Source organism: Rhizobium sp. BK212 (assembly GCF_014197475.1).
Classification (GTDB): domain Bacteria; phylum Pseudomonadota; class Alphaproteobacteria; order Rhizobiales; family Rhizobiaceae; genus Rhizobium; species Rhizobium anhuiense.
Map to the genome: position 1 here is coordinate 62382 of NZ_JACIFS010000007.1, position 23452 is coordinate 85833.

Below are 23452 nucleotides of genomic sequence, written 5' to 3' on the forward strand. Positions count from 1 at the left end.
GGTATCTTATGGTGAAGCCCCTGCAGCGATGACTTTTACCTCAAACCTCGCCTATGTCACCCTCGTCACCAATGCCGACTACGCCATGGGCGCCACCGCCCTGGCAAATTCGCTTCGTCGCACGGGCACAAGCGCCGACATCGTCGTCCTCCACACCGGCGGCGTCGATGCAGGCGCCCTCGCCCCCCTGAAAGCGCTCGACTGTCGCCTGATCGAGGTCCAGCACCTGCCGCTCTCCGACGCCTTCAACGAACGCCATGCGCATCGCCAGCTCCATTCCGCAGCCCCCTTTACCAAGGGCCGCAAGCCGGATTTCCATTCGCCGCTCGACAATTTCTGCAAGCTCAGGCTGTGGCAGCTCGTCGAATACGAGCGTTGCGTCTTCATCGACGCCGACGCCCTCGTGCTGAAGAATGTCGACAGGCTCTTCCTCTATCCGGAATTTTCCGCCGCCCCCAATGTCTATGAAAGCCTCGCCGACTTCCGCCGCATGAATTCCGGCGTCTTCGTCGCCACGCCCTCGCATGACACATTCCGGCACATGCTCGAAAGGCTCGACAGGCCGGACGCTTTCTGGCGGCGCACCGATCAGACGTTTCTTGAGACGTTCTTCCCGGATTGGCACGGCCTGCCGGTTTATTTCAACATGCTGCAATATGTATGGTTCACCATGCCGGAGCTTTGGGACTGGAAGAGCATTTCGATCCTGCATTACCAGTATGAAAAACCGTGGGAAAAGGATCATCCCAAGGCAGCGCGACTACAACCTTTGATCGATCTGTGGCACCGTTTCCACGATGACGATGATGTGCCTGAGATCACGGCGCTGAACAATCCGGAAGGGGCAGCATGAAGGTATTGGTATCTGGCGGAACGGGTCTCGTCGGCCGGTATGTCGTCGAGGAACTGCTGGCCGCCGGATATCAGGTGATCGTTGGCGGGCGCCGCGCGCCGCTGCCCCGCCTCTTCTCCCGCCCGGTCGAGTTCGCAGCGCTTTCGCTCGATCCCGACAAGGATCAGATCGACGCTTTCGACGATGCCTATTTCTTCGTCCATGCCGCCTTAAGCCATGTTCCGGGCAAATATCGCGGCGGAGAGGGTGACGACCCCAAGACCTTCCACAGGTTGAACCTTGACGGCACCGTCCGGCTTTTCGAAGCCGCCAAACGCGCCGGCACGCGCCGCTGCATCTTCCTGTCCAGCCGCGCCGCCTATGGCGAACATCCCGGGGGAACCGAACTGGCGGAGACGATGCTGGCCAAGCCCGAAACACTCTACGGCCAGGTCAAGCTCGATGCCGAACGCGCACTCGCCCACCTCGCAGCACCCGGTTTTGCCGGCGTCAGCCTGAGGGCGACCGGCGTCTATGGCGATCTCTCGCCGAACAAATGGGACGGACTCATCGCCGACTACCTCGCCGGCCAACCGGTTGTCGCCCGCGTGGGAACGGAGGTTCACGGCCGCGACCTCGGGCGGGCGGTACGGCTGATGCTGGAGACGGAAAGCACCCGCATCTCCGGCGAGGTCTTCAACGTCTCGGACATCGCGATCGACACGCACGATATCCTTTCCGCTATTCGCCGCGAGACGAGCTGTCGACACGCGCCGCCGGCTCCTGCCGACAGGGCGGCGCTCAACCCCATGAGCACAGCGAAAATCCGCGCGCTCGGCTGGATGCCCGGGGGAACCTCTCTGTTCGAAGAGACGATGCAGCGGCTGGCCGCTGTATTGCCGACGTCCCGCAGACACAGGTCCACACAAGCCTGACGTTGCAGAATGCGCCGAATTGCAATCGGGAGCCCGAATTGAAAACCGGGGGATTGTCCATGCAGGTCGCAACCACGTCTGCCTCCATCATCTTGCGCGGCGCGTCTTCGACGGCAGCCATATCGGTCGCCGGAAGCGAGGCCGGTCAGGGTGTGCTCAAGCTGCAGCGCACCACTCAGGCGCTGCAGCAGATGCGCCAGACCCTGGCGAACTCGGGGGATGAAGCCAAGGCGAAGGCGCAACGCAAGCTCGAAGAGGCACAGCAGCAGTTGCAGATGCTGCGCAGTTCCAACATGCCGCCTGAGGTGGTCACCCGGCTGGCCGTCGAACTGGCGCGCAAGGTCGGCACCGCCGCCTCCGAATTCGCATCATCAATCGCGACCGGCAGCCCGGCAACGGCGGTTCCGGTGGATACAGCGGCGGTCGCAACCAGCGGGACCGATGCCGCGCTGACGGATATCTCAGGAGACACTCGGACCGGCGAGACCGGCTCGCAGGAACCGGACGCCGCAGCCAACGCCCGCAAGGCCTATGAAAGCGTTGCCGAGGATGCCCCGAAATTCTCCAACATCTCGGCTGGTGATCGCGAAACGATGGAAGCGTTCAAGGCGGTTGTGCGCGAACTCAAACAACTGCTCGAAAAGGCGATGCGCGATCTGCAGCAGAACCGGCAGGCCGGGGTCAATGCCATTCCCGACATCGCTGGCTTCTCCATCGCCGCCGCGACGATACCGACAAGTATCGTCGTCTGACGATCCGCAGCCGCCGGCGGGCGAGGCGTGAAACCGGCGTGATGCTGTCGCATCCGGCATTTGCATCGGAGATCCAGCCGTCTATGCTCGGCCAAATCTCTCAGAACCGGCAGATCGAATGACCGCGAAAGAATTGAAAGCGCAGCTGCGCAAGGGACGGCTGTCCGCACGCGACGCCATCCCCGCCGAAAAACGTGCCGCCAAAAGTCTCGCAATGGCCGATCATGCCGGCGAGGCCGTTGGTTTTGCGCTGGGTACGATCATCTCCGGCTTCCTGCCGATCCGTTCGGAGGCCGATCTCAGACCGCTGATGGCACGCTTTGCCGTGCGCGGTGCGCGGCTCTGCGTACCGGCGATCCTCGACCGGCAGACCATCGTCTTTCGCGAGCTGGCCGAAGATGCGCCGCTTGTCGATACCGGTTTCGGCACGGTCGGCCCCGGCGCCGATGCCGCCATTCTCGATCCCGAAATCATGCTGGTGCCGCTTTCGGCCTTCGATATCAGAGGCCACCGTATCGGCTATGGCGCCGGCCACTACGACCGCGCCATCAGCCGGCTAAGGCAAAAAGGCCTGCATCCGAAGCTTATCGGCATTGCATTCGACTGCCAGGAAGTGGCACATGTGCCCGCTGAGCCGCACGACATAAGCCTGGATGCCATCCTGACAGAAAGCGGCCTTCGCTTTTTTGCCTCTTGGATTGGATAGGGAATGCGGCTGCTTTTTCTGGGTGACATGGTCGGCAAGACGGGACGCACAGCGGTCTGGGACCGCCTCCCCGGCCTGATCTCCGACCTCAAGCTCGATTTCGTCGTCGTCAACGGCGAGAACGCCGCCGGCGGCTTCGGTATCACCGAGGACATTTTTCTGGAGACGATCAATGCCGGCGCCGATGTGGTGACGACAGGCAATCATGTCTGGGACCAGAAGGAAGCCGTTGCTTTTGCCGGGCGGCACGATCAATTCCTGCGGCCGGCCAACTATCCGCAAGGCACGCCCGGCCGCGGCTCCGGCCTTTTCTATGCCCGGAACGGCGCGCGTGTACTCGTCGCCAACGTCATGGGCCGGGTCTTCATGCATCCGGAGCTCGACGATCCCTTCAAATCGGCGGAGGCGATCCTCGACGCCTGCCCGCTGAAGGAGCAGGCCGATGCGATCATCTTCGATTTCCATGCGGAAGCGACCAGCGAGAAGCAGTGCTTCGGCCATTTCGTCGACGGCCGCGCCAGCTTCGTCGTCGGCACCCACACGCATGTGCCGACGGCCGATGCGCAGATCCTGAACGGCGGCACGGCCTATATGTCGGATGCCGGCATGTGCGGCGATTACGACTCCTCCCTCGGCATGGACAAGGAGGAGCCGCTCAACCGCTTCATCTCCAAGATGCCGAAGGGCCGCATGGAAGCAGCCAACGGCCCCGCGACGATCTGCGGCGTCGGCGTCGAGATTTCCGACAGCACCGGACTGGCCGAAAAGATCGCGCCGCTCCGGCTCGGACCGCGGCTGGCCGAGACGGTGCCGGAGTTCTGGCGGTAATTCACCCGCGACCAACACGCAATTGTGAGCATCCCCAGTCTAGACCCCTGCGACCACTTGCCGCATTCTCCGGCCGCCAATTCAAAGTGATCGAGCGTCGTTAGCGCGCCCTTCGGACGTGCGGCGCTCTCTGTGAAAGCGCCGGAGGGGTGGCATGAAGCCGCAATATCTTGTCCTCGCTATCGCATGCCTAGCAGCCTTCGCCGCGTCGGGTCCTGCCAGGACACAGGAGCAGCGAACGCCCGTCAGCCAATGCCAGGCGATCGCGCAGACTATTCCCAAGGCGACCTTTGCAAGCTTTTCCGGCGCCCCGCCGCCGATACCTGCTGTCTCCGAGGGCGAAGACGTCAAATTCACCTTCCTCGGCCATTCCACCTTCGAAATCGACACGCCCGGCGGCATCATCATCGCCACAGACTATAACGGCTGGTACAGGCCGGCGACGTTGCCCGATGTGGTGACCATGAACAAGGCGCACACCACCCACTTCACCTTGACTCCCGATCCCGGCATCAAACATGTTCTGCATGGGTGGAGCGACGTTCCCGGCGAAAAGGCCGACATCGATCTCGTCGTCGGCGATGCCTATATCCGCAATGTTCCGACGGATATCCGCTTCAGCTACGGCCTCGGCGGCTCGCAGGAGAACGGCAATTCCATCTTCATTTTCGAGATCGCCGGCCTCTGCATCGGCCATCTCGGCCACCTGCATTACGAACTGACGGATACCCATTATATCGAGATCGGCCGCCTCGATGTCGTCATGGTGCCGGTCGATGGCGGCCTGACCATGGGCGCCGACAGCATGAGCCGCGTCATCAAGCGGCTGCGCTCGTCGCTGATCCTGCCGATGCACCGCCGCGGCCCGCCGGTCGACGCCTTCGTTTCGATGTTCGGCAAGGATTTCGACGTCGCCTATGCGCCCGACGACAGCATCACCGTCTCGATGCGCACGCTGCCGAAAAAACCGCTGATCTATGTGCTGAAGGGCGTGCGGTAAAAGGCCCGGCGGTTTCCCTCCTACAGCGCCGCGCGTCTTTTAGACGCGCAAAGGACGCTGTAGCACTGTGAATTGCTGCAATTTTATCCTTAAATCGGTTCCGATTTAAGAATTATGCAGGAGCCTTGCGCGTCAGGCAAATTGCAGATGACGCTTGATGCCGACATCCGGCATCTTGTCGTCGTCTAGATTGGCCTTGGCGATTTCCCAGCCGAATTTCAGCTTGTTGCCTGTGGAAACCCAGATCTCGGCATCGTCGACGTGGAGGGAAAGCATGGTGAGCTTGGGGTCCTTCTTGCCGCCGTCGTACCAGGCGGCAATGATCGAACTCCAGTACTCCTCGATCTTGGAAGGGTCGGGGCGCACTTCGATCACGCCGGCAAGACAGGCGTGATAATCATGGTCTTTACCGATGACACAGAAATGCGCGCGGCTGCCGGGCTTGATGGCGCGCACGATGTCGGCATCGGTCTTGGTATAGAACCAGATGGTATTGGTGGTGGGATCGGCATGCGGCGCCATCGGCTGCATGTGCATGTCCAGCCCCGAAATTCCGAGCATGCCGGCATGAACATCGTTGACCTGATCCCAGAGCTGACGTGCTGGATGTTCCTGCGCCTCGCTGAGACTTGCCATGACCGTTCCTTTCGTTGGGTGGAGTTCGATTGAAACGTCATCCCCTCGCCTTTGTTCCGAACTGCTTTTTCCTTGAACGGGTGCCATTTCGCTCTTATAAGGCGGCCCATTCCGAACAATGAGACGTGGACAGGGGTGCCATGGCTGGCCATTCACAGTTTAAAAACATCATGCACCGCAAGGGCCGTCAGGACGCCGTGCGGTCGAAAATGTTCTCCAAGCTCGCACGCGAAATCACCGTTGCCGCCAAGGCCGGCCTGCCCGACCCGACGATGAACGCCCGCCTCCGCCTGGCGATCCAGAACGCCAAGGCCCAGTCCATGCCGAAGGACAATATCGACCGCGCCATCAAGAAGGCAGCCGGCGCCGACGGCGAAAACTACGATGAAGTCCGCTACGAGGGCTATGGCCCGGGCGGCACGGCGATCATCGTCGAGGCGCTGACCGACAACCGCAACCGCACCGCCTCCAACGTCCGCTCGATCTTCACCAAGGCCGGCGGCGCTCTCGGCGAAACCGGTTCCGTTTCCTTCTCCTTCGACCATGTCGGCGAAATCACCTACAAGCTTTCCGTCGGTGATGCCGACAAGGTGATGGAAGCCGCCATCGAAGCCGGCGCCGACGACGTCGAGACCGACGAAGACGGCCACTACATCACTTGCGGCTTCGAAGCCCTCGGCGAAGTGGCGAAAGCGCTGGAATCGAGCCTCGGCGAAGCCGAAACCGTCAAGGCCATCTGGCGTGCTCAGAACAACGTGCCGGTGGACGAGGAAAAAGCCCAGTCGCTGATGAAGCTCATCGACTCGCTCGAAGACGATGACGACGTGCAGAACGTCTATTCCAACTTCGAAGTCTCGGAAGAAGTGCTGGCGAAGCTCTCCGCCTGAGTTTCCTCAGACAGGTGTTAAATAAAACCCGGCCGCAACGCCGGGTTTTTTCTTGCGGGCAAGATCCTTGTGTAGATCCTAAGCGGCGGCTCGCATGAAGCTCCCCAGCCCCGCGAAGAGCTCCACCGATTTCAGCCGCGCCTCGATGTCATGGATCGGCATCGAGATGATCACCTCGTCGGCCTCTGTTTCCCGCAGAAACTCCGTCAGTTTCGCTTCGGCCGTCTTTGGCGAGCCGACGACGGCATAACGCAGCGTGTGTTCGACATTCATCTTCTCCATCGGCGACCAGAAGTCCTCCATATCGGCCACCGGACGCGGGAACGGCCCGCGGACATTGCGGCGCAGATTGACGAACTGCTGCTGGGCGGAGGTGAAATGGTACCGCGCCTCCTCGTCCGTCGCCGCCACCGCGCCCATGACGCCGACCATCACATAGGGCTTGTCGAGTGTCGCCGAAGGCTGGAAACGGTCACGGTAGATGGCGATCGCATCGAGCAGCATGTCGGGTGCGAAATGCGAGGCGAAGGCGTATGGAAGCCCGAGCATGGCGGCGAGCTGCGCACTGTAAAGGCTGGAGCCGAGCAGCCAGATCGGGATATGCGAGCCATTGCCGGGAACGGCGAGGATCGCCTGGTTCTCGACCGGTGTGCCAAGGAGTTGCTGCAATTCCACCACGTCGTTGGGGAAGCTGTTTGCGCCGGCTTCGAGGTTGCGCCGCAGCGCCTGTGCCGTGCGCATATCCGTTCCCGGCGCGCGCCCGAGGCCGAGATCGATGCGGCCGGGGAAAAGCGCCTCCAGCGTGCCGAACTGCTCGGCGATGACGAGCGGCGAATGATTGGGCAGCATGATGCCGCCCGAGCCGATGCGGATGCGCTTGGTCGCAGCCCCGACATGGCCGATGACGACTGATGTGGCGGCACTGGCGATCCCCGGCATGCCGTGATGTTCGGCGAGCCAGAAGCGCTTGTAGCCGAACTCCTCGGCCTTCTCAGCCATCCGCGCCGAACTTTCGAGGGACTGACGCACGGTGCTGCCTTCGGCAACGGGGGAAAGGTCGAGTATGGAGAAGGGAACCATGGAAAACCTGCCGGGCAGTTGAAGGATGCAGCCTATGTAGGTTCGCCCTCGCACCATTCCAAACCATGCGCGCAAACAAAAAGGGCCGCGCGAGCGCGACCCCTGCCAGATGCTGGAAGCGATAGCTTAGCGGTGACGGCGCAGCACATGCACCTCGGCGCTCGGCTGGTGGTGGCCTTGCGGCAGCGTGAAATTGCCGAGCTGGCGGTCCATTTCCAGGGCTTCCGTCGCCAGCCGGTGGATCGCCGCCGTCGTCTCCTCGACCATCGAGGCGTTCTGCTGCGTCATCGCGTCGAGTTCGGCGACAGCGCTATTGATCTCACGCAGCGTATTGGCCTCCTCGCGGGTCGCGCCCATGATCTCGTTGATCTGCCCGTTGATCGCCTCGACATGGGCGCCGATGCCCGTGAGAGCAACGCCCGCCCTTTCCACCAGCGTAACGCCGCTTTCGACCTCATGCGTCGATTTCTGCAGCAGGTTGGAGATCTCCTTCGCCGCGCTCGATGAGCGCTGGGCGAGCTCGCGCACTTCCATGGCGACGACGGCGAAGCCCTTGCCGGATTCACCGGCGCGCGCCGCCTCGACGCCGGCATTGAGCGCCAGGAGGTTGGTCTGAAAGGCGATGTCGTCGATGACCGAGATGATCGTGTTGATCTGGCGCGAGGAAGCCTGGATTGCCTCCATCGCCGCGATCGTCTCCTGCATGATCTGGCCGGAGCCCGTCGTTTCCTTCTTGGCGTCGCGGGCGATGCGCTCGGCCTGTTCGGCCCGCTCGATCTGCTGACGGACCGACTGGGTGATGGCGCTGATCGCATTAGCCGTTTCGGTGATCGAGCCGGCCTGGCGCTCCGTGCGCCCGGCAAGCTCGTCGGCGCCGGTGCGCATCTCCTCGGAGCCGGCGCGCACCGCCATCGAGTTGCCGCCGATTGCCGTCATGGTTTCGCTGAGCGTCGCCAGCGCTTCGTTGAAATTGACCCGCAGGCTTTCGAGCTCGTTCGGGAAGCGGGTATCGATCTGGTAGGCGAGATCGCCGTTCGCCAGATGATGCAGGCCCTCGTCGAGCGCCTCGACCACCTGCTGCAGCGTCTTCGCCTCTGCCTCGCGCTCGGCCAGATTCTGCTGGCGGTCATGCTCGGCCTGCAGGCGCGTCTCTTCACTGGCGGCTTCGAGCTCGCGGCCTTCGATCAGCGACTGCCGGAAGCGGGCGAGCGCGTTGGCCATCGTGCCGATTTCGTCCTTGCGGTTCAGGCTGCCGATCTCGCTGTCGAGTTTGCCGTCCGCGACATCGCGGGTGACGCCGGCAAGGCGCGCAAGCGGCGAAAACAGGAAATTGGTGACGAGGCCGGTCGCGACCGCCATGACGACGAGCACGCCGATGCCGATCATCGTCAGCAGAGTGGCGATCTCGATCGAGCCGGCATTGAGTTCGCTGAGCAGCACGCTCTCGACCACCAGGAAGCGGTCGCCGCGATAGTCGATGCCGCGGACATAGGCACGGGCGGCGCCATCCGCCCGGTTGAAATCGGCAACCGTCATCGCCGAACTGGCAAGTGCGCTCTGGATGAAGGTGAAGGGTGTGGCATCGAGCATCGCAAGCTTGCCGGCCGCATCGAGACCGATAGCCGATCCATCGCCGGAGACGATCGCCGCCCGTGCCGTGCTGCCCTGGACGATGCCCTTGGCAAGGATGCCGGTGACGATGTCGTCGCGCACCTTGAAGAGGATGATGCCCTTGGCCGCTCCGAGCTTGATGATCGGCACGGCGTAGAAGATCGCCGATTTGCCGCTGCCGGCATCGACGCGAAGGCCGGAGAAACCTGTCGGCGCGGCATCATCGGTCGCCTTGGCGGTATTCTCGATCGCCTTGGCGAAAGCGATGCCGGCGCCGGTTGCCTTCCAGGCGTCCGACTTCAGGTTCTCGGCAAAATCGTCCTCCTTCTTATAGGAATAGAGGACCGTGCCCTCGAGATCGGCGATCAGCAGGTCGCTGAAGGCGGTATCCTCGAGGTCGCGGGCGACTTCGCCCTGCGTCTTCTCATGGTTCGAATAATAAAAGCCGCTCGGCCCTTCCGGCTTCATAAGCTTCTCGCGCTGGTCGGCCGGGTTGGGATTGTTCGATATGAAAACCTTCTTCAGCTCGGCACGAGCGTCGCCCGAGGTCTTCTCGATGGTTTTCCAGCCGCTCTTCAGGCTGGTGATCGACATTTGCAGCGCCTCGATGCGCGCAATCGAGTTGGCCTGGTTTTCAAGCTGCGCCAGCTGGTCCTGCAGCATGTCGCCGCGGAAGATCAGCACGCTTTCCTTGGCCTTCAGCGCCTGCTCGTCGGAGATGCGGCTGCTGGCGAAATAGGCGAGTACGTCGATGACCGCGATCGACAGCACGGTCAGCAGAATGAATGTGACGATGACCTTGAAGGACAGGGATTGAAATCTCTGTGCCATGTACGACGAACCCCTTCTGAACGCGCTTGCCAGCCTGGCATGCAGCGCATGCCCGATCGACTGACCTGTAAACAGAACATCGGGGGCTTAATCTTCGTGAAGAAGCCCCTCTCGTATTGACGACTAGAATTCGGGCATCTGTTTTAATTCGCGGTAAATAGCGGGGCCTAAATCCGGGAGTGTTTTTGTTTTGTTCACATATCGATGGCACTTATTTCGCGATCGCTATAGGTTGAACCATGCAAAATACGATTCGCATTGTCGGTATTGATCCCGGACTTCGCCGCACCGGCTGGGGAATCATTGACACGCTGGGCAATTCCCTGCGGTTTGTCGCGTCTGGAACCGTGACCTCCGATGGCGACATGGACCTTGCCTCTCGCCTTTGCCAATTGCACGACGGCCTGGCGGAGATCGTCCATAGCTACAAGCCGGATGAAGCCGCCGTCGAACAGACCTTCGTCAACAAGGATGCGGTGGCGACCTTGAAGCTTGGCCAGGCCCGCGGCATCGCCATGCTGGTGCCGGCGCGTGCCGGCCTGCCGGTTTCGGAATATGCCCCGAACGCCGTAAAAAAGGCCGTCATCGGCGTCGGCCATGGCGAAAAGCACCAGATCCACATGATGCTGAAGATCCTGATGCCGAAAGTCGAATTCAAGGGCGACGATGCTGCCGATGCCCTGGCGATCGCCATCTGCCACGCGCATAATCGCGGCAGTAACAGGATGCGCCAGGCACTGGCCGGTTAATCTATACTTGACTTGTTCCCATCTGCTGAGAGACCGCGACCCATGATCGGCAAGCTGAAAGGCACCATAGACGAGATCGGCGAAGACTATGTGCTCGTCGATGTGCACGGCGTCTGCTACGTCGCCCATTGTTCGGCCCGGACCCTGTCCAAACTCGGCTCGGCCGGCGAGGCCTGCGTGCTGTTCATCGAGACCTATGTGCGCGAGGACCAGTTGAAGCTCTTCGGCTTCATGAGCGCGCTGGAGCGGGAATGGTTCAACCTGCTCCAGAGCGTCCAGGGCGTCGGCGCCAAGGTGGCACTCGCCGTGCTGTCGACGTTGACGCCGGGCGAACTTGCCAATGCGATCGCCCTGCAGGACCGCGCCGCCGTCTCCCGCGCACCGGGCGTTGGTCCGAAAGTGGCGATGCGCCTCGTCACCGAGCTCAAGAACCGGGCGCCGGCCTTTGCCGGCGAAGCGATCAATATCGGCCTCAAACAGGAACTCGGCGAAGGTGTCGCGGCAGCACCTGTCGCCGATGCGGTTTCCGCACTGACCAACCTCGGCTATTCCCGCGACCAGGCGGCGAATGCGATTGCCGCAGCCATGAAGACGGCAGGCGATGGTGCAGACAGCGCCAAGCTGATCCGATTGGGATTGAAGGAACTGGCGCGGTAGAGTAGGATAAACTGTCGATTTTCCGACAAATGACAAATTTTCCGACTCACTCACCAAAATAGGACTACTGATCGATGTGGGGAGAATTTACGCTTTCACCCAAGGGCCAGATAACGCTTCCGAAGGAACTGCGGGATGCTCTCGGTCTTCAGCCCGGCGATCAGCTTGTTTTCTCCATCATCGACGGAGAGGTCGTGATCACACCAAAATCGATCAACTTCAACGATCTCGCAGGCCTTCTCGGATCGCCTCCAAATGGACGTGCTTCCCTGGAGGAGATCGACGCAACGGTGACCGATGCTGCGGGCAGCGATGTGGTCGACGAAGCCACGCGGTCGAAATCGGATGTCGCCGCATGATTGCGTATGGTGTGGATACAAACGTCCTGCTGAGGCTTATTGTCGACGACGATCCGGAGCAAAGGGCTGCCGCGCTGAAGTTCGGTGAAGGTATCGGCAGGGACTATCGTGGATTTCTCTCGCTTCTGAATCTCTTGGAACTGGATTGGGCGTTGCGCGCCCGGTTCGGCTTCAAGAAAAAGGATGTTGTCGAGGCAATCGGCAAATTGACACGCGTCAGAGGATTGGACATCGAGAACCAGACCCTGGTGATCAAGGCCCTGAGGGCCGTGGAAACGCGAAACGCAGATTTTGCCGATGCCTTGATTGGCTACCGCGCCGCGGATGAGGGATGCCAGGCGACCAAGACATTTGACCGGCACGCGTTCAAGACTGTGCCAGGTATGGAGCTTCTGACATGAGCGAACCCGCCCGCCTGATATCACCGGAAAAGCGGGGCGAAGACCTTGATATCACCTTGCGCCCGCAATCGCTGGACGAGTTCACCGGCCAGGCGGAAGCGCGCGCCAATCTCAAGGTCTTCATCGAGGCGGCGAAAAACCGTGGCGAAGCGCTGGACCACGTGCTTTTCGTCGGCCCGCCCGGCCTCGGCAAGACGACGCTGGCGCAGATCATGGCGAAGGAGCTCGGCGTCAACTTCCGTTCGACGTCGGGTCCCGTGATCGCCAAGGCTGGCGATCTCGCCGCCCTGCTCACCAACCTCGAGGAGCGAGATGTGCTCTTCATCGACGAGATCCATCGTCTCAACCCCGCCGTCGAGGAAATCCTCTATCCGGCCATGGAGGATTTTCAGCTCGACCTGATCATCGGGGAAGGCCCTGCAGCTCGCTCGGTGAAGATCGACCTGTCGAAATTCACGCTGGTGGCAGCCACCACTCGCCTCGGACTGTTGACGACGCCGCTGCGCGACCGCTTTGGCATTCCGGTCCGCTTGAGCTTCTACACCGTCGAGGAACTGGAACTCATCGTGCGCCGCGGCGCGCGGCTGATGAACCTGCCGATCACCGAAGAGGGCGCCCGCGAGATCGCAAGACGCGCCCGCGGCACCCCGCGCATCGCCGGCCGGCTGTTGCGGCGCGTGCGCGACTTTGCCGAGGTGGCAAGGGCAGAGGCCGTCACCCGCGAGATCGCCGACGAGGCGCTGACCCGCCTGCTGGTCGACAATGTCGGCTTTGACCAGCTCGACAAACGTTACCTCAACATGATCGCGGTCAATTTCGGCGGCGGCCCAGTCGGCATTGAAACCATTGCCGCCGGCCTTTCCGAGCCGCGCGACGCGATCGAGGACATCATCGAGCCCTACATGATCCAGCAGGGTTTCATTCAGCGCACGCCACGCGGCCGCGTTCTGACCGCAATCGCGTGGAAACATCTGGGAATGCAACCACCTAAGGATATGGAGGCTGCGCAGTTCCGGCTGTTTCAGGAGGATAACTGAGTGATCACCCGCCGCGGATTTTTCAAGGTTCTCGGCGGCGGTGTCGCAGGCATCATGTCACTCGGTGGTTATGCCTTCGCCTATGAACCGCTCGCGCGGCTCGCCATCACCCGCTACCGGCTGACACCGCCGGGATGGACACCGGGGCTGAAGCTCCGCATCGTCGCGCTCGCCGATCTGCACGCCTGCGAACCCTGGATGTCGGCAAGTCGCATTGCCGCGATCTGCCACAGGGCAAATGAACTCGAAGGCGATATGACCATTCTGCTCGGCGATTATGCCGCCGGCATGAACATGGTGACCCAATACGTGCATTCGGGCCAATGGTCGAAGGCGCTCGCCACCTTGCGGGCTCCTCTCGGAGTCCATGCGGTCATGGGCAACCACGATTGGTGGGAGGACCGCACCGCCCAGAAGAACGGCGGGATGGAAACATTCGGACACCGGGCTCTCGCCGATGTCGGAATCCCGGTCTATGGCAACCGCGCCGTTCGGCTCGAAAAGGATGGCCGCGGCTTTTGGCTCGCAGGCCTCGAAGATCAGTTGGCGCTGCTGCCCGGCCGGAAGTGGGGCCGCACGCATATGCTCGGCCTCGACGATCTCGAGGGAACGATGGCTCAGGTGACCGACGATGCGCCTGTCATCCTGCTCGCCCATGAACCCGATATCTTCCCGCGCGTGCCAGAGCGCGTCTCGCTAACGCTATCGGGCCACACGCATGGCGGACAGATCCGGCTGCTGGGCCGTTCGCCGGTCGTGCCCTCGCGTTACGGCAATCGCTACGCCTATGGCCATATGGTTGAGGAGGGGCGTAATATCATCGTGTCCGGCGGTCTCGGGTGTTCCATTGCACCGGTGCGCTTCGGCGTGCCGCCGGAAATCGTCGTGATCGATCTTGGATAGAATGGCATGACCAAGCGCACTCTCATCCGCCTGAATGCGGGCGCCGAGCGTTTCAACTATCGCATCGCCGGCCTCGGTTTTCGCAATGGCCATGTGCTCGTTCATCGCGCCGTGCATGAACCCTTCTGGACCTTTCCGGGCGGCAGGGCGGAAATAGGCGAGACGTCGGAGGAGACGCTGAAACGGGAGATGATGGAGGAACTGGGCGTCGACGTCACCGTCTCCCGCCTGCTCTGGATCGTCGAGAATTTTTTCCACTATGAGCAGCGCGACTGGCATGAGCTCGGCCTCTATTATCTGATGGAGATCCCGCCGGACTTCCCTTTTCAGTCACACGAAATCATCCATCGCGTCGAAGACGGCGACAATCATCTCGAATTCAAATGGGTGTCGGCGACGCGCACGGCCCTGACCGCGCTCGACATCCCGCCCTATTTCATCGCCGATGAAATCGAGAACCTGCCCGCAGCACCCCGTCACCTCGTCTGGCGGGACGGCAATCTCGATGACGAGGATTGACGCAAACATTCCAGCACGTGTGAAGAGGAGATGTGCCAATGCCGACCTTCGATCCCGTCAGGCCGTTTCGCAAACTTGCCTATAACAATGCGCTTGCCAACCGCCGGCTGCTTCAGGCCTGCGCGGCATTGAAGCCCCGTGAATTCGAGGCACCGCGCACCAGCTTCTTCCCCTCGCTCAAGGAAACCTTGAACCATATCATCACGGTCGATTGGTTCTATGTCGATGGCCTGGAAGGCGGCACGCTCGGGTTCCAGGCCTTCGAGGTCGACGAACCCTTCGATGACGTTTCCTCGCTGGCAGAGGCGCAGGCGAAGGTCGATCAGCGCCTGATAGCGCTTTGCGAGGCCCTGACGCCGGAGATGCTGGTCTCCGCCGTCCGCCTCCATCGCGGCGCTCGCATCCAGGAGGAGCGGATGGAAGACGTGCTCGCCCACCTCTTCCAGCATCAGACCCATCATCGCGGCCAGGTGCATGCGATGCTTTCCGGCACCAGCGTCGCTCCGCCGCAACTCGACGAGTTCATCGTCGCCGACGATGCGCGGTTCCGTGGCACAGAACTCGCCGAACTCGGCTGGAGCGAAGAGACGCTGATGCGCTGATAATCAGCGTCCTTAGCGCGTCCTATCGGACGCGCCGCGCTTTAGAGCGGTTCGGTTTTTCGCAAGAGGCGCAGAACCGCTCTAACTTTTGTTTACACAATTCCGGACGGAAACCGCTTCGCACTTTTCCTGGAATTGCTCTAATCCTGCAGTCGCCTCTTCAGCCCGTCGATGATCGTCTTGGTGAGAAGGTCGTAATTCTCGTCGAAGTGATGGTCGCCGGGCAGTTCGATGACTTCGGCGCCGCTATCCTTCAGCGCCGGACAGGCGACATCGTCATCGTCGTCCTTGCCGTAGATGCATTGCACGAGCTTCGGATCGATGTTCTTCACATCGCTGACGGGATCGCCTCCCGCCCCTTCCGTCTTCTGGCCGAGCCAGCCGAGAACGGAAATGACATAGTCGACTTCGTGCGACAGCGACAGCAGCGACAGTTGCGCCACCGCCGACTTTTCAGCCGGCTTGAGGAGCTGATAAGTGGCGGGTACGACATCGGCGCCGAAGGAATAACCGACGAGCAGCACATGCTTCACCTTCCACTGCTTGCGGTAGAAGTCGATGATCTTCGAAAGATCGCCGGCTGTCTCCTCCGGCTTACGCTCGGACCAGAAATAGTGGAGCGAATCCACGCCGACGACAGGAATGCCCTCCTTCTGTAGCGTGCCGCCGACCTCCTTGTCGATGTCGCGCCAGCCGCCGTCGCCGGAATAGATCACCGCCATCGTATCGAAGGCGGGCGTCGCCTCAAGCACCGCCAACGGCAGGCCGAGCGGGTTGCCGAAGGCACCGGAGGCGGTGACGAGATCGTCGAGCGTATCGGCAAACACCGTCTGCGCATCATCGGTGGAATCGCGGATTTCGATCTCGGCATGGGCCTTCTTCAATGCCTCGGCATGCGCCCGGCCATCCTTGTTGGCATTAGGCGTGAAGACGGTGATCACAGGGTCCGGCAGAACGCCGTCGCTGAGTCCATAGACTGTACGTTGACCAACCACCTGCTTGGAAGCCGGCGTGCAAAGTGCCTGGGTGAGCGGAATGCCGGCGACCGGATCGACGGCAAGCGTCTGGCCGATCGTCGCATCCGGCGTTTGCGCCGCGATCGCCAGCGCCAAGGCTCCGCCCTCGCCGATGCCGGCGACGATCGGCAGATGATAGGCGCTGTTGCCGGTCGCGCGCTGCACCTGCTGGCTCAGCGATTCGATATCCGAGACCATGTAGATGCAGCCGTCGTTGAGGCTGACGTCGTAGCGGCTGAGCGCCTGGATGTAGGAGGGAAAGTCGACGCCGATGACGACGGCGCCTTCGGCGACCAGCCTGTCGGCCTCGGCCTTCTCATAGTCGCCCCAGCCGGCGGCATCCGAGATCAGCATCACCGTGCCTTTCACCTCTCCTTCCGGCAGGAAGATGTGCGGCGACGGAATGAGCCCGGTTTCGAAGCTCTGCTTGGTTTCCTCGGCGGCACTAGCCGGTGCGGCCGCGAGCATGCAGGCGCATGCCGTGGCAAGAAGGATTGTCCTGATCATTTTCTCACTACCCCTTTCAATCCGCCCCCGATCAGAAATGTCGCGTCCATCAACGCGATCATCGGATTGCCCCCTCCTGAGACCGCAAGATAGCGCGGTTGCCAGTGCGGATGAAACTTGGATTTGAATGCCCGAAGGCCTTTGAAGTTATAGAAGCGCTCGCCGTGTTCGAAAACAGTGCTGCCGATGCGGTCCCAGACGGGCGCCGCCTCGCGTTTCGACATGCCGGAAAGAGGCGCCATGCCGAGATTGAAGTGGGTGAAACCCTGTCCGCGCAGATATTCCATGATCTGCACGAAGAGAAAGTCCATCGAGCCCTTCGGTGCGTCCGGCGAGAAGCGCATCAGATCGATCGTGCTCTCCTCCCTGGATTCGGTGACAAGGATATTGGCGAAAGCGACGATCCTGCCGTCCTTTTTCAGGATGCCGACCGGCTGCGATGAAACGTAATCGGGATCGAAGGCGCCGAGCGAGAAGCCTTTTTCCTTGGCGTTGTGATGCTCGAGCCAGGCGGCGGAAACGGCGGCGAGATCATCGATGACCGAGGCTATGTCCTGCGGCTCGACGACGGCGAATTCCAGCCCGTCGCGCTGGGCGCGGCTTGCCGTCTGGCGAAGGTTCGCCCATTTGCCGCCCTTCATCTCGAAGGTCCTGAGATCGGCAACCGCCAGTTCGCCGAGCTTGAAGGCGCGAAGGCCGGCATCGGCGCAATGGGAAAGCAGCGCCGGTGAGATCTGATAGAACACCGCCCGGCAGCCGGCGGCGCGCGCCGCTTCGACGAAACGCCATACGAGCTCCTGCACGGCGCGATGCTCGCCGACCGGGTCGAACAGTGCGATCCAGGAGCGGCCCTGCCGGCCATACATGATGAAGGCATCACCCTTTTCCGAGAACATGATGCTCTTGTCGCCCATGCGCACCAGATTGGCGTCGGCATTGCCCTGCTTCATGACGATATCGACGGCACGCGCCAGTGCCTCGTCCGTGGCCGGTTCCGGCCGGAAGGCCGCCGGCCGAAGCAGGCTGAAGATGGCGATCGCCGACGAGATGATGGTGATGCCGAGCACGGCGCGCAGCCCGCGCGGCGCCTCGGCGGTAAATTCGAACTGCCACCAGAGCTGGTTGCTGTATTCGACGTCACGATAAACGAAGAGCAGGATGACGACGGCGCCGACGACAATGACGGCAATCGCCATCAGCCAGGACGCCGTCAGCGCCTGGTTGAGCAGCGAGGCATGGCGGGTAAAGAGCCGGCGGCTGACGAAGAGCCCGAATATGAGGAAGGCGAGAAAAGCGGCTTCAACCAGCGCGATCGCCTTCAACAGCGACAAGGTCAGCGCAGCGACAGCCGAGAACACCGCCACCCACCAGGCGCCGTCGAGCCGCTGGCCGAGGCCGCGTGCGGCGACGACGAGCGCGAGCCCCAGCAGGCTGGAGAGGAAATGCGCCCCTTCGACCATCGGCAGCGGCAGATAGTTGGAGAGGAATTCGAGGTTCTGATCCGGCGTCGGCGTGACGCTCGAAAACACCAGCATGACGCCGAGCAGCAGCGCAAGGGCCGAGAGCAGCTGCGGCATCAGCCGCCCGCCGATGCGCCGCACGCTGGAGGCGGCCGGATGGTCGACGAAACGACGCAGCTCCGCCGCCGACACCGCGAGCACGGCGATCAGCAGCGGCAGCACATGGTAGACCAGCCGGTAGAGCACCAGCGATCCGAGCACGGCATCGATGTTTACCGCGCTGCCGAGCGACGCGATGATCACGGTCTCGAACACGCCGAGGCCGGCCGGAACGTGGCTGAGTACGCCGAGACCGACGGCGATGGCATAGACGGCGAGGAAGACCGGCCAGCCGATTGCCGTCTGCGGCAGCAGCACGTAGAGCACCGACGCCGAGGCGGCGATATCGAAGGCGGTGACGAGAAACTGGCGCGACCAGGTGCGCGAATCCGGCAGGCGGATTGCCACAGGGCCGAGATCGAGCACGCGCCCGTCACGGCCGATGATCATCACCGCGCCCAGGATGGCGACGATCGAACCGGCGATCAACCGCAGGAGGAAGGCGCTGACACCGATAAGCGGGCCGATCTCATCGGCGATGATGATGAGGGCGATCGCCGCGACGCCCGCAAGCCCGAGACCGAAGGACAGCGTGACGAAGGCGATGATGCGGCCGATATCCTCCGGCGAGAGCCCGAGGCGCGTATAGGCGCGGTAACGGATCGCACCGCCTGAAAGCGCGCCGAAGCCGGCAGTATTGCCGACCGCATAGGCGCTGAACGCCGTCAGCGCCACATGCGGAAAAGGCAGCTTCTTGCCGATATATTCGATGGCGTTGAGGTCGTAGAAGATCAGCGAGAGAAAACTCAGCCCCGTGAAGAACAGAGCAAGCAGGATGGCGCTCGGCCGGGTTGCCGCCAGCGCGTCGACGACGTCATCGTAGCGCACCTCGTTGGTCAGCTGCATGATCGCATAACCGACAAGGCAGAAGACCACGAGTGTCGCCGCGGCCGTCAGCGGCGTTCTGTACCGTCTGAATAGCCCGCGAAAAGAAAACCCGCCGTCCGATTCTTCTATATTTTCCAAATTGCCGTGACCCGACATCTCGTACCTGTCGCAACTGCTAGCGTGGCGGGAATCATTTTTGAAAGACGTAACATAGGAGGCATGGAAGCTCTATGAAGCCATACCGCCGCTACCCCGCCCCGCCCTTTGCGCCTCAATCATCCTCAATTGGGGCGAATTTGCGCAGGCCGGCGTCGCGGCACATTGCATTTTCGTAAGCTTCGAAAGAACTTGGCCCTACGATGGGATTTGAGATCCGGGAGAACGGTTCGATATGCAGGATAGTCCGGCCCTCATGATGCTTGTCCTCGGACGCCTATTGCTGGGCGGCCTCTATGTCGCGGGCGGCATTCATCATTTTTTCGTCATCGTGCCGCTAACCGCGGCAATCGAAGCCCGCGGCGTTCCCTTTGCAAAATGGGTACTGCTCTCGGGCAGCCTGGTCCAGATCGCGGCCGGCCTCCTGCTGATGCTGGGACTTTTCGTCGCGGCGGCGGCATTCGGCCTCATCGTCTTCACCCTTGCCGCCACCATCATGCTGCTGAATTTCTGGGACATGCAGGGTACGGCGCGCGACAGCGCGATCAATACCTGGAAAACCAACATGGCGATCATCGGTGGCCTGCTGATTGCAGCCGCCGGGGCGATGTGAGGGTTTACGCCGCCGGCTCGCTGCCCGCCCGTGCATGCGCGGCGTAGCGCGCCACGGCGGCATCAACCTCCGCGTCGCGATCGCCCGCCACCTGCACGGTCGGCACTGCGAATTCGATGTCGTTTTCCTTGAAGGCATTGCGGATCATCGCCAGCGCATTGCGGCGGATGACGAATTGCTCGCCAGGTTTCGTCATCATCGACAGCCGGATTTCGATTGCGAATTCGCCGAATTGTTCGACACCTTTCATCTTCAGCGTCTCGATGATGTGCGGACCGAATTCCGGATTTTCGAGCAGCGTCTGGCCGATCTGCTTGATCACCTTCTTCGCCTTGACGAGATCGGTGTCGTATTTGACGTTGAGGCTGATCTTGTCGATCGTCCAGTCGCGGTTGAGGTTCTTGACCGCCCCGAGTTCGCCGAACGGCACCGTCGTCAGCGGGCCGCGATGGTGCCTGAGCTTCACCGAACGCAGGCTGAAGGCCTCGACCACGCCCTTGTGGCTGCCGCTTTCGATATATTCGCCGATACGGAAGGCATCGTCCCAGAGATAGAACATGCCGCTGATGACATCCTTGACGATCGTCTGGGCGCCGAAGCCGACCGCGACGCCGACCACACCGGCGCCGGCGATCAGCGGCCCGATCTCGATACCGAGGCCCGACAGCACCATCAGCACGGCGATGACCGCGATCACCACGGCAAGGATATTGCGGAAGATCGGCAACAGCGTATGTATCCGCGCGCGTTTGGCCTTCTCCTCATCCGTTGTTCCGCCATCCACGGATGAATCGAGCAGCTTGCCATTGATATAGGCCTTGATGACATGCCAGAGCAGGTCGGCGGCCAACAGGATGACGATGCCGCCGATGACGCCGCGCGCGATCTTGTCGACCATCGTGTCGCCCGCGGCCATCGTATCGGCGCCGACGCCGAGCATATGGCCAAGCCAGATGGCGGCAACGGCAATGATCAATGCCCGCACGCCCCGGTCGAGCAGCACCGTCGCAATCCGGCGCGTGGCCAGGAAACTTGCTTCGGTCTGCTGCAGCGATCTCACCGCAAGCGTCGAAACGGCGAGCACGCGCGGCAGCAGCAGCACATAGATGCCGAGCCAAAGCAGCCAGTTGAAGCCCGCAACCCAGATGCTCCACAGCAACAGGAAATAGACGGTGAGCGCCCAGGAGGTCCCGTGACCGCGCTTCTCGTCCTTGTGCGGCCGTGACCAGACCGCCTCGATCGCGATCAGCAACAGGCCGATGCCGAGGATATAGCCGACGAGGAGCCGGGCGCTCGGGGTATAGCCAAGCGGCTCCATCGACTGGATCGCCGCCCAGCCGAAGATGAAATAGATGACGAAGGTCGCACAGCGGCGATACCAGAAGAGCGCGACGTCACGTCCCGGCATGATCGGAGCGGTGATCCCCTGCCGTTCTTCGTCGGCCCGCGCCAGCCCGATGAGATCGACCAGCACGCCGCCGAGGCAGATCGTAAAGCGCTGGACGATGAGCGCGACGACGCAGACGATCGCGATGCTTTGGCTGAACGGCGGCCAGCTGAGGCTGAGAAGCGTGAGCATGGTCGCCGCCGCGAAGATCAGCGCCGGGATGACGCGCGGCGCCAGATGCATGCCCGCCATCTCAATCAGCCGGCGGCGACGGCGGCGGAAGGCATAACGGGCAATGCTTTCGACGATCGCGCCGAGCAGGAAAATCGCCAGGAATTGCGCCACCATCCGCGGCCAGCCGGTGACGGCGATTTCACCGAAGAACAGTGAGGAGGCATTGCCGACCTGGGAGGGCAGCGTCATCGCCGCATCGGAGACCATCGAGACATGCCGGCGGGCATGCTGCAGCAGACCTGACAGAACCGACATCTGGTTTTCAGACGCTGCGTTGGCCGCAGGCGTCGCGGCCATCTGCGTCGACATCCACTGCTTGACCTCGGGCGTCTGCATGAGCTCCATCATCTCACGCACCTGCGCCGGCGGGGTAGCCGCGGCAGGCACTTGCGCCGGCGGCGTTTGGGAAAAGCCAGGCGAAACAGCCGAAAAAAGCGCAAGCAATGCCAATATGCCGAATAGGACGGCCTTCAAGCCCCCTGCCATGCCACGCTTCATGACCGCCTCCGATGAAAAGTCGGCCGCCTGGATGAAGCAGCCCCAACATTTTGCAATGGATACCCGTGACCGTTGCCGCCAGCAAGCAGTAGGAAAACCATACCGATGGCTAGGAGATGCCGACATCGCCGCCCTCGAACGAAGCGCTGCGCTCGCTCTGTCAGGATGACGGCTTTGTCGGAACGGCGAGTGAAACCGCCTGCCTTCAGGATTTCGGGACCGGTTTTTCCACGTGGCCACCAAAGCCCGCGCGCATCGCCGACAGCACCTTGTTGGCGAATTCGTCATTGTCGCGCGAGGAGAAGCGGCCATAGAGCGCCGCACTCAGCACCGGCGTCGGCACGCTTTCGTCGATTGCCGCCATGATCGTCCAGCGGCCTTCGCCGCTGTCGGAAACGCGGCCCGCATATTTCGATAGTGCCGGATCGGCATGCAGCGCATCGGCCGTGAGATCGAGCAGCCAGGAGGTGATGACGCTGCCGCGGCGCCAGACTTCGGCAACATCCTGCAGGTTCAGGTCATACTGGAAGTGCTCCGGATGGGCGAGCGGGGCGGTTTCCGCATCGACCTCGTGCGAGGCAGCGCCGATATTGGCGTGCTTCAGGATATTGAGGCCTTCGGCATAGGCGGCCATCAGACCGTATTCGATCCCGTTATGCACCATCTTGACGAAATGGCCGGCGCCATGCGGGCCGCAATGCAGGTAACCCTGTTCGGCGGTGCTGGCCGCCGCCGCTTTGGCGCTCCGGTTCGGCGAGGCTTCCGTCGTGCCGGGGCCGGGCGCCAATGTCGCGAAGATTGGGGAAAGATGCTGGACGATGCCCTTCTCGCCGCCGATCATCAAGCAATAGCCGCGCTCGAGGCCGAAGACGCCGCCGCTGGTGCCGACATCGACATAATGTATGCCCTTGGTGATGAGTTCTGCGCCGCGGCGGATATCGTCGTGGTAATAAGAGTTGCCACCGTCGATGACGATATCGCCGTTCTCAAGCAGCGGCACCAGGCTCGCCAGCACCTTGTCGACGATCGCCGCCGGCAGCATCAGCCAGATCGCCCGCGGATGGGTGAGCTTCGAGACGAATTCCTCGAGAGAAGCACTGCCGGTCGCACCGAGGCCCGTGAGATCGGCGACGCTTTCCGGCCTGGCGTCGTAAACGACGCATTCGTGACCGCCTCGCATCAAGCGCTGGACCATATAATTGCCCATGCGGCCCAAACCAACCATGCCAAGCTGCATATGAATCTCCTGGAAACCGAAATGAAGTATCG

At 61.9% G+C, this 23452-nt stretch carries 23 protein-coding genes; 16 read left to right on the forward strand and 7 right to left on the reverse strand.

The window, feature by feature from the left end:
* Nucleotides 1-28 precede the first annotated feature (28 nt).
* From FHT79_RS21655 to FHT79_RS21680, 6 genes are all read left to right on the forward strand, one after another.
* A complete protein-coding gene (locus FHT79_RS21655) occupies nucleotides 29-853 on the forward strand; it encodes a glycosyltransferase (protein ID WP_183904075.1) in 825 nt (274 codons plus the stop codon).
* Nucleotides 850-1767, forward strand: coding sequence for an NAD(P)-dependent oxidoreductase (locus FHT79_RS21660; protein WP_047616740.1), 918 nt, complete (start codon nucleotides 850-852; stop codon nucleotides 1765-1767). Before FHT79_RS21655 ends, FHT79_RS21660 begins: the two co-directional genes overlap by 4 nt.
* A 59-nt stretch (nucleotides 1768-1826) precedes the next feature.
* Complete coding sequence (locus FHT79_RS21665) at nucleotides 1827-2519, forward strand: hypothetical protein (RefSeq protein WP_183904076.1); 693 nt, start codon at nucleotides 1827-1829, stop codon at nucleotides 2517-2519.
* 118 nt (nucleotides 2520-2637) lie between these two features.
* Nucleotides 2638-3225, forward strand: coding sequence for a 5-formyltetrahydrofolate cyclo-ligase (locus FHT79_RS21670; RefSeq protein WP_183904077.1), 588 nt, complete (start codon nucleotides 2638-2640; stop codon nucleotides 3223-3225).
* Nucleotides 3226-3228: 3 nt separating this feature from the next.
* Nucleotides 3229-4053 carry a TIGR00282 family metallophosphoesterase gene (locus FHT79_RS21675; RefSeq protein WP_047616512.1) on the forward strand — a complete coding sequence of 275 codons (825 nt, stop codon included), beginning with the start codon at nucleotides 3229-3231 and terminating at the stop codon, nucleotides 4051-4053.
* 154 nt (nucleotides 4054-4207) lie between these two features.
* The gene (locus tag FHT79_RS21680; protein ID WP_047616511.1) at nucleotides 4208-5053 is read left to right on the forward strand and encodes an MBL fold metallo-hydrolase; all 846 of its coding nucleotides are present in this window, start codon (nucleotides 4208-4210) and stop codon (nucleotides 5051-5053) included.
* 132 nt (nucleotides 5054-5185) lie between these two features.
* Here FHT79_RS21680 and FHT79_RS21685 read toward each other — a convergent pair whose 3' ends face one another.
* Nucleotides 5186-5689 (reverse strand): pyridoxamine 5'-phosphate oxidase family protein, encoded by a 504-nt coding sequence (locus tag FHT79_RS21685; protein WP_028756321.1) that lies wholly within the window; start codon nucleotides 5687-5689, stop codon nucleotides 5186-5188.
* 140 nt (nucleotides 5690-5829) lie between these two features.
* Here FHT79_RS21685 and FHT79_RS21690 point away from each other — a divergent pair, with 140 nt between their 5' ends.
* Nucleotides 5830-6576 (forward strand): YebC/PmpR family DNA-binding transcriptional regulator, encoded by a 747-nt coding sequence (locus tag FHT79_RS21690; RefSeq protein ID WP_047616509.1) that lies wholly within the window; start codon nucleotides 5830-5832, stop codon nucleotides 6574-6576.
* Nucleotides 6577-6654: 78 nt separating this feature from the next.
* Here FHT79_RS21690 and FHT79_RS21695 read toward each other — a convergent pair whose 3' ends face one another.
* Nucleotides 6655-7656 (reverse strand): LLM class flavin-dependent oxidoreductase, encoded by a 1002-nt coding sequence (locus FHT79_RS21695; RefSeq protein ID WP_063475354.1) that lies wholly within the window; start codon nucleotides 7654-7656, stop codon nucleotides 6655-6657.
* A gap of 126 nt (nucleotides 7657-7782) precedes the next feature.
* Nucleotides 7783-10098, reverse strand: a complete 2316-nt coding sequence (locus tag FHT79_RS21700; protein ID WP_047616505.1) for a methyl-accepting chemotaxis protein — start codon at nucleotides 10096-10098, stop codon at nucleotides 7783-7785.
* A 239-nt stretch (nucleotides 10099-10337) separates the two neighbouring features.
* On the opposite strand from FHT79_RS21700, the gene ruvC reads away from it, so the two are divergent.
* From ruvC to FHT79_RS21740, 8 genes are all read left to right on the forward strand, one after another.
* Nucleotides 10338-10847 carry a crossover junction endodeoxyribonuclease RuvC gene (gene ruvC / locus FHT79_RS21705; protein ID WP_028755540.1) on the forward strand — a complete coding sequence of 170 codons (510 nt, stop codon included), beginning with the start codon at nucleotides 10338-10340 and terminating at the stop codon, nucleotides 10845-10847.
* A 42-nt stretch (nucleotides 10848-10889) separates the two neighbouring features.
* Nucleotides 10890-11504, forward strand: a complete 615-nt coding sequence (gene ruvA / locus FHT79_RS21710; RefSeq protein WP_028755539.1) for a Holliday junction branch migration protein RuvA — start codon at nucleotides 10890-10892, stop codon at nucleotides 11502-11504.
* A gap of 74 nt (nucleotides 11505-11578) precedes the next feature.
* The gene (locus tag FHT79_RS21715; protein WP_028755538.1) at nucleotides 11579-11863 is read left to right on the forward strand and encodes an AbrB/MazE/SpoVT family DNA-binding domain-containing protein; all 285 of its coding nucleotides are present in this window, start codon (nucleotides 11579-11581) and stop codon (nucleotides 11861-11863) included.
* On the forward strand, nucleotides 11860-12264 hold the full coding sequence (locus tag FHT79_RS21720) for a PIN domain-containing protein (RefSeq protein WP_049810847.1): 405 nt from the start codon (nucleotides 11860-11862) through the stop codon (nucleotides 12262-12264). Before FHT79_RS21715 ends, FHT79_RS21720 begins: the two co-directional genes overlap by 4 nt.
* Nucleotides 12261-13301: a Holliday junction branch migration DNA helicase RuvB gene (gene ruvB / locus FHT79_RS21725; protein ID WP_003552548.1), complete on the forward strand. Its 1041-nt coding sequence runs from the start codon at nucleotides 12261-12263 to the stop codon at nucleotides 13299-13301. Before FHT79_RS21720 ends, ruvB begins: the two co-directional genes overlap by 4 nt.
* Entirely contained in the window at nucleotides 13302-14204 is a 903-nt protein-coding gene (locus FHT79_RS21730) for a metallophosphoesterase (protein ID WP_183904078.1), read from the forward strand.
* Nucleotides 14205-14210: 6 nt separating this feature from the next.
* The gene (locus tag FHT79_RS21735; protein WP_028755536.1) at nucleotides 14211-14723 is read left to right on the forward strand and encodes an NUDIX hydrolase; all 513 of its coding nucleotides are present in this window, start codon (nucleotides 14211-14213) and stop codon (nucleotides 14721-14723) included.
* A gap of 38 nt (nucleotides 14724-14761) precedes the next feature.
* Complete coding sequence (locus FHT79_RS21740; protein WP_183904079.1) at nucleotides 14762-15325, forward strand: DinB family protein; 564 nt, start codon at nucleotides 14762-14764, stop codon at nucleotides 15323-15325.
* 140 nt (nucleotides 15326-15465) lie between these two features.
* Here the strand turns inward: FHT79_RS21740 and FHT79_RS21745 are convergent, their stop codons facing one another.
* On the reverse strand, nucleotides 15466-16848 hold the full coding sequence (locus tag FHT79_RS21745) for a virulence factor family protein (RefSeq protein ID WP_183904080.1): 1383 nt from the start codon (nucleotides 16846-16848) through the stop codon (nucleotides 15466-15468).
* Nucleotides 16845-19451: a bifunctional lysylphosphatidylglycerol flippase/synthetase MprF gene (gene mprF / locus FHT79_RS21750; RefSeq protein WP_183904081.1), complete on the reverse strand. Its 2607-nt coding sequence runs from the start codon at nucleotides 19449-19451 to the stop codon at nucleotides 16845-16847. Before mprF ends, FHT79_RS21745 begins: the two co-directional genes overlap by 4 nt.
* Nucleotides 19452-19686: 235 nt before the next feature.
* Here mprF and FHT79_RS21755 point away from each other — a divergent pair, with 235 nt between their 5' ends.
* Entirely contained in the window at nucleotides 19687-20064 is a 378-nt protein-coding gene (locus tag FHT79_RS21755; RefSeq protein ID WP_183904082.1) for a DoxX family membrane protein, read from the forward strand.
* 4 nt (nucleotides 20065-20068) lie between these two features.
* Here the strand turns inward: FHT79_RS21755 and FHT79_RS21760 are convergent, their stop codons facing one another.
* Nucleotides 20069-22183, reverse strand: coding sequence for a mechanosensitive ion channel family protein (locus FHT79_RS21760; protein WP_028755531.1), 2115 nt, complete (start codon nucleotides 22181-22183; stop codon nucleotides 20069-20071).
* A 205-nt stretch (nucleotides 22184-22388) separates the two neighbouring features.
* Entirely contained in the window at nucleotides 22389-23420 is a 1032-nt protein-coding gene (gene gnd / locus FHT79_RS21765; RefSeq protein WP_028755530.1) for a phosphogluconate dehydrogenase (NAD(+)-dependent, decarboxylating), read from the reverse strand.
* Nucleotides 23421-23452: the final 32 nt, after the last annotated feature.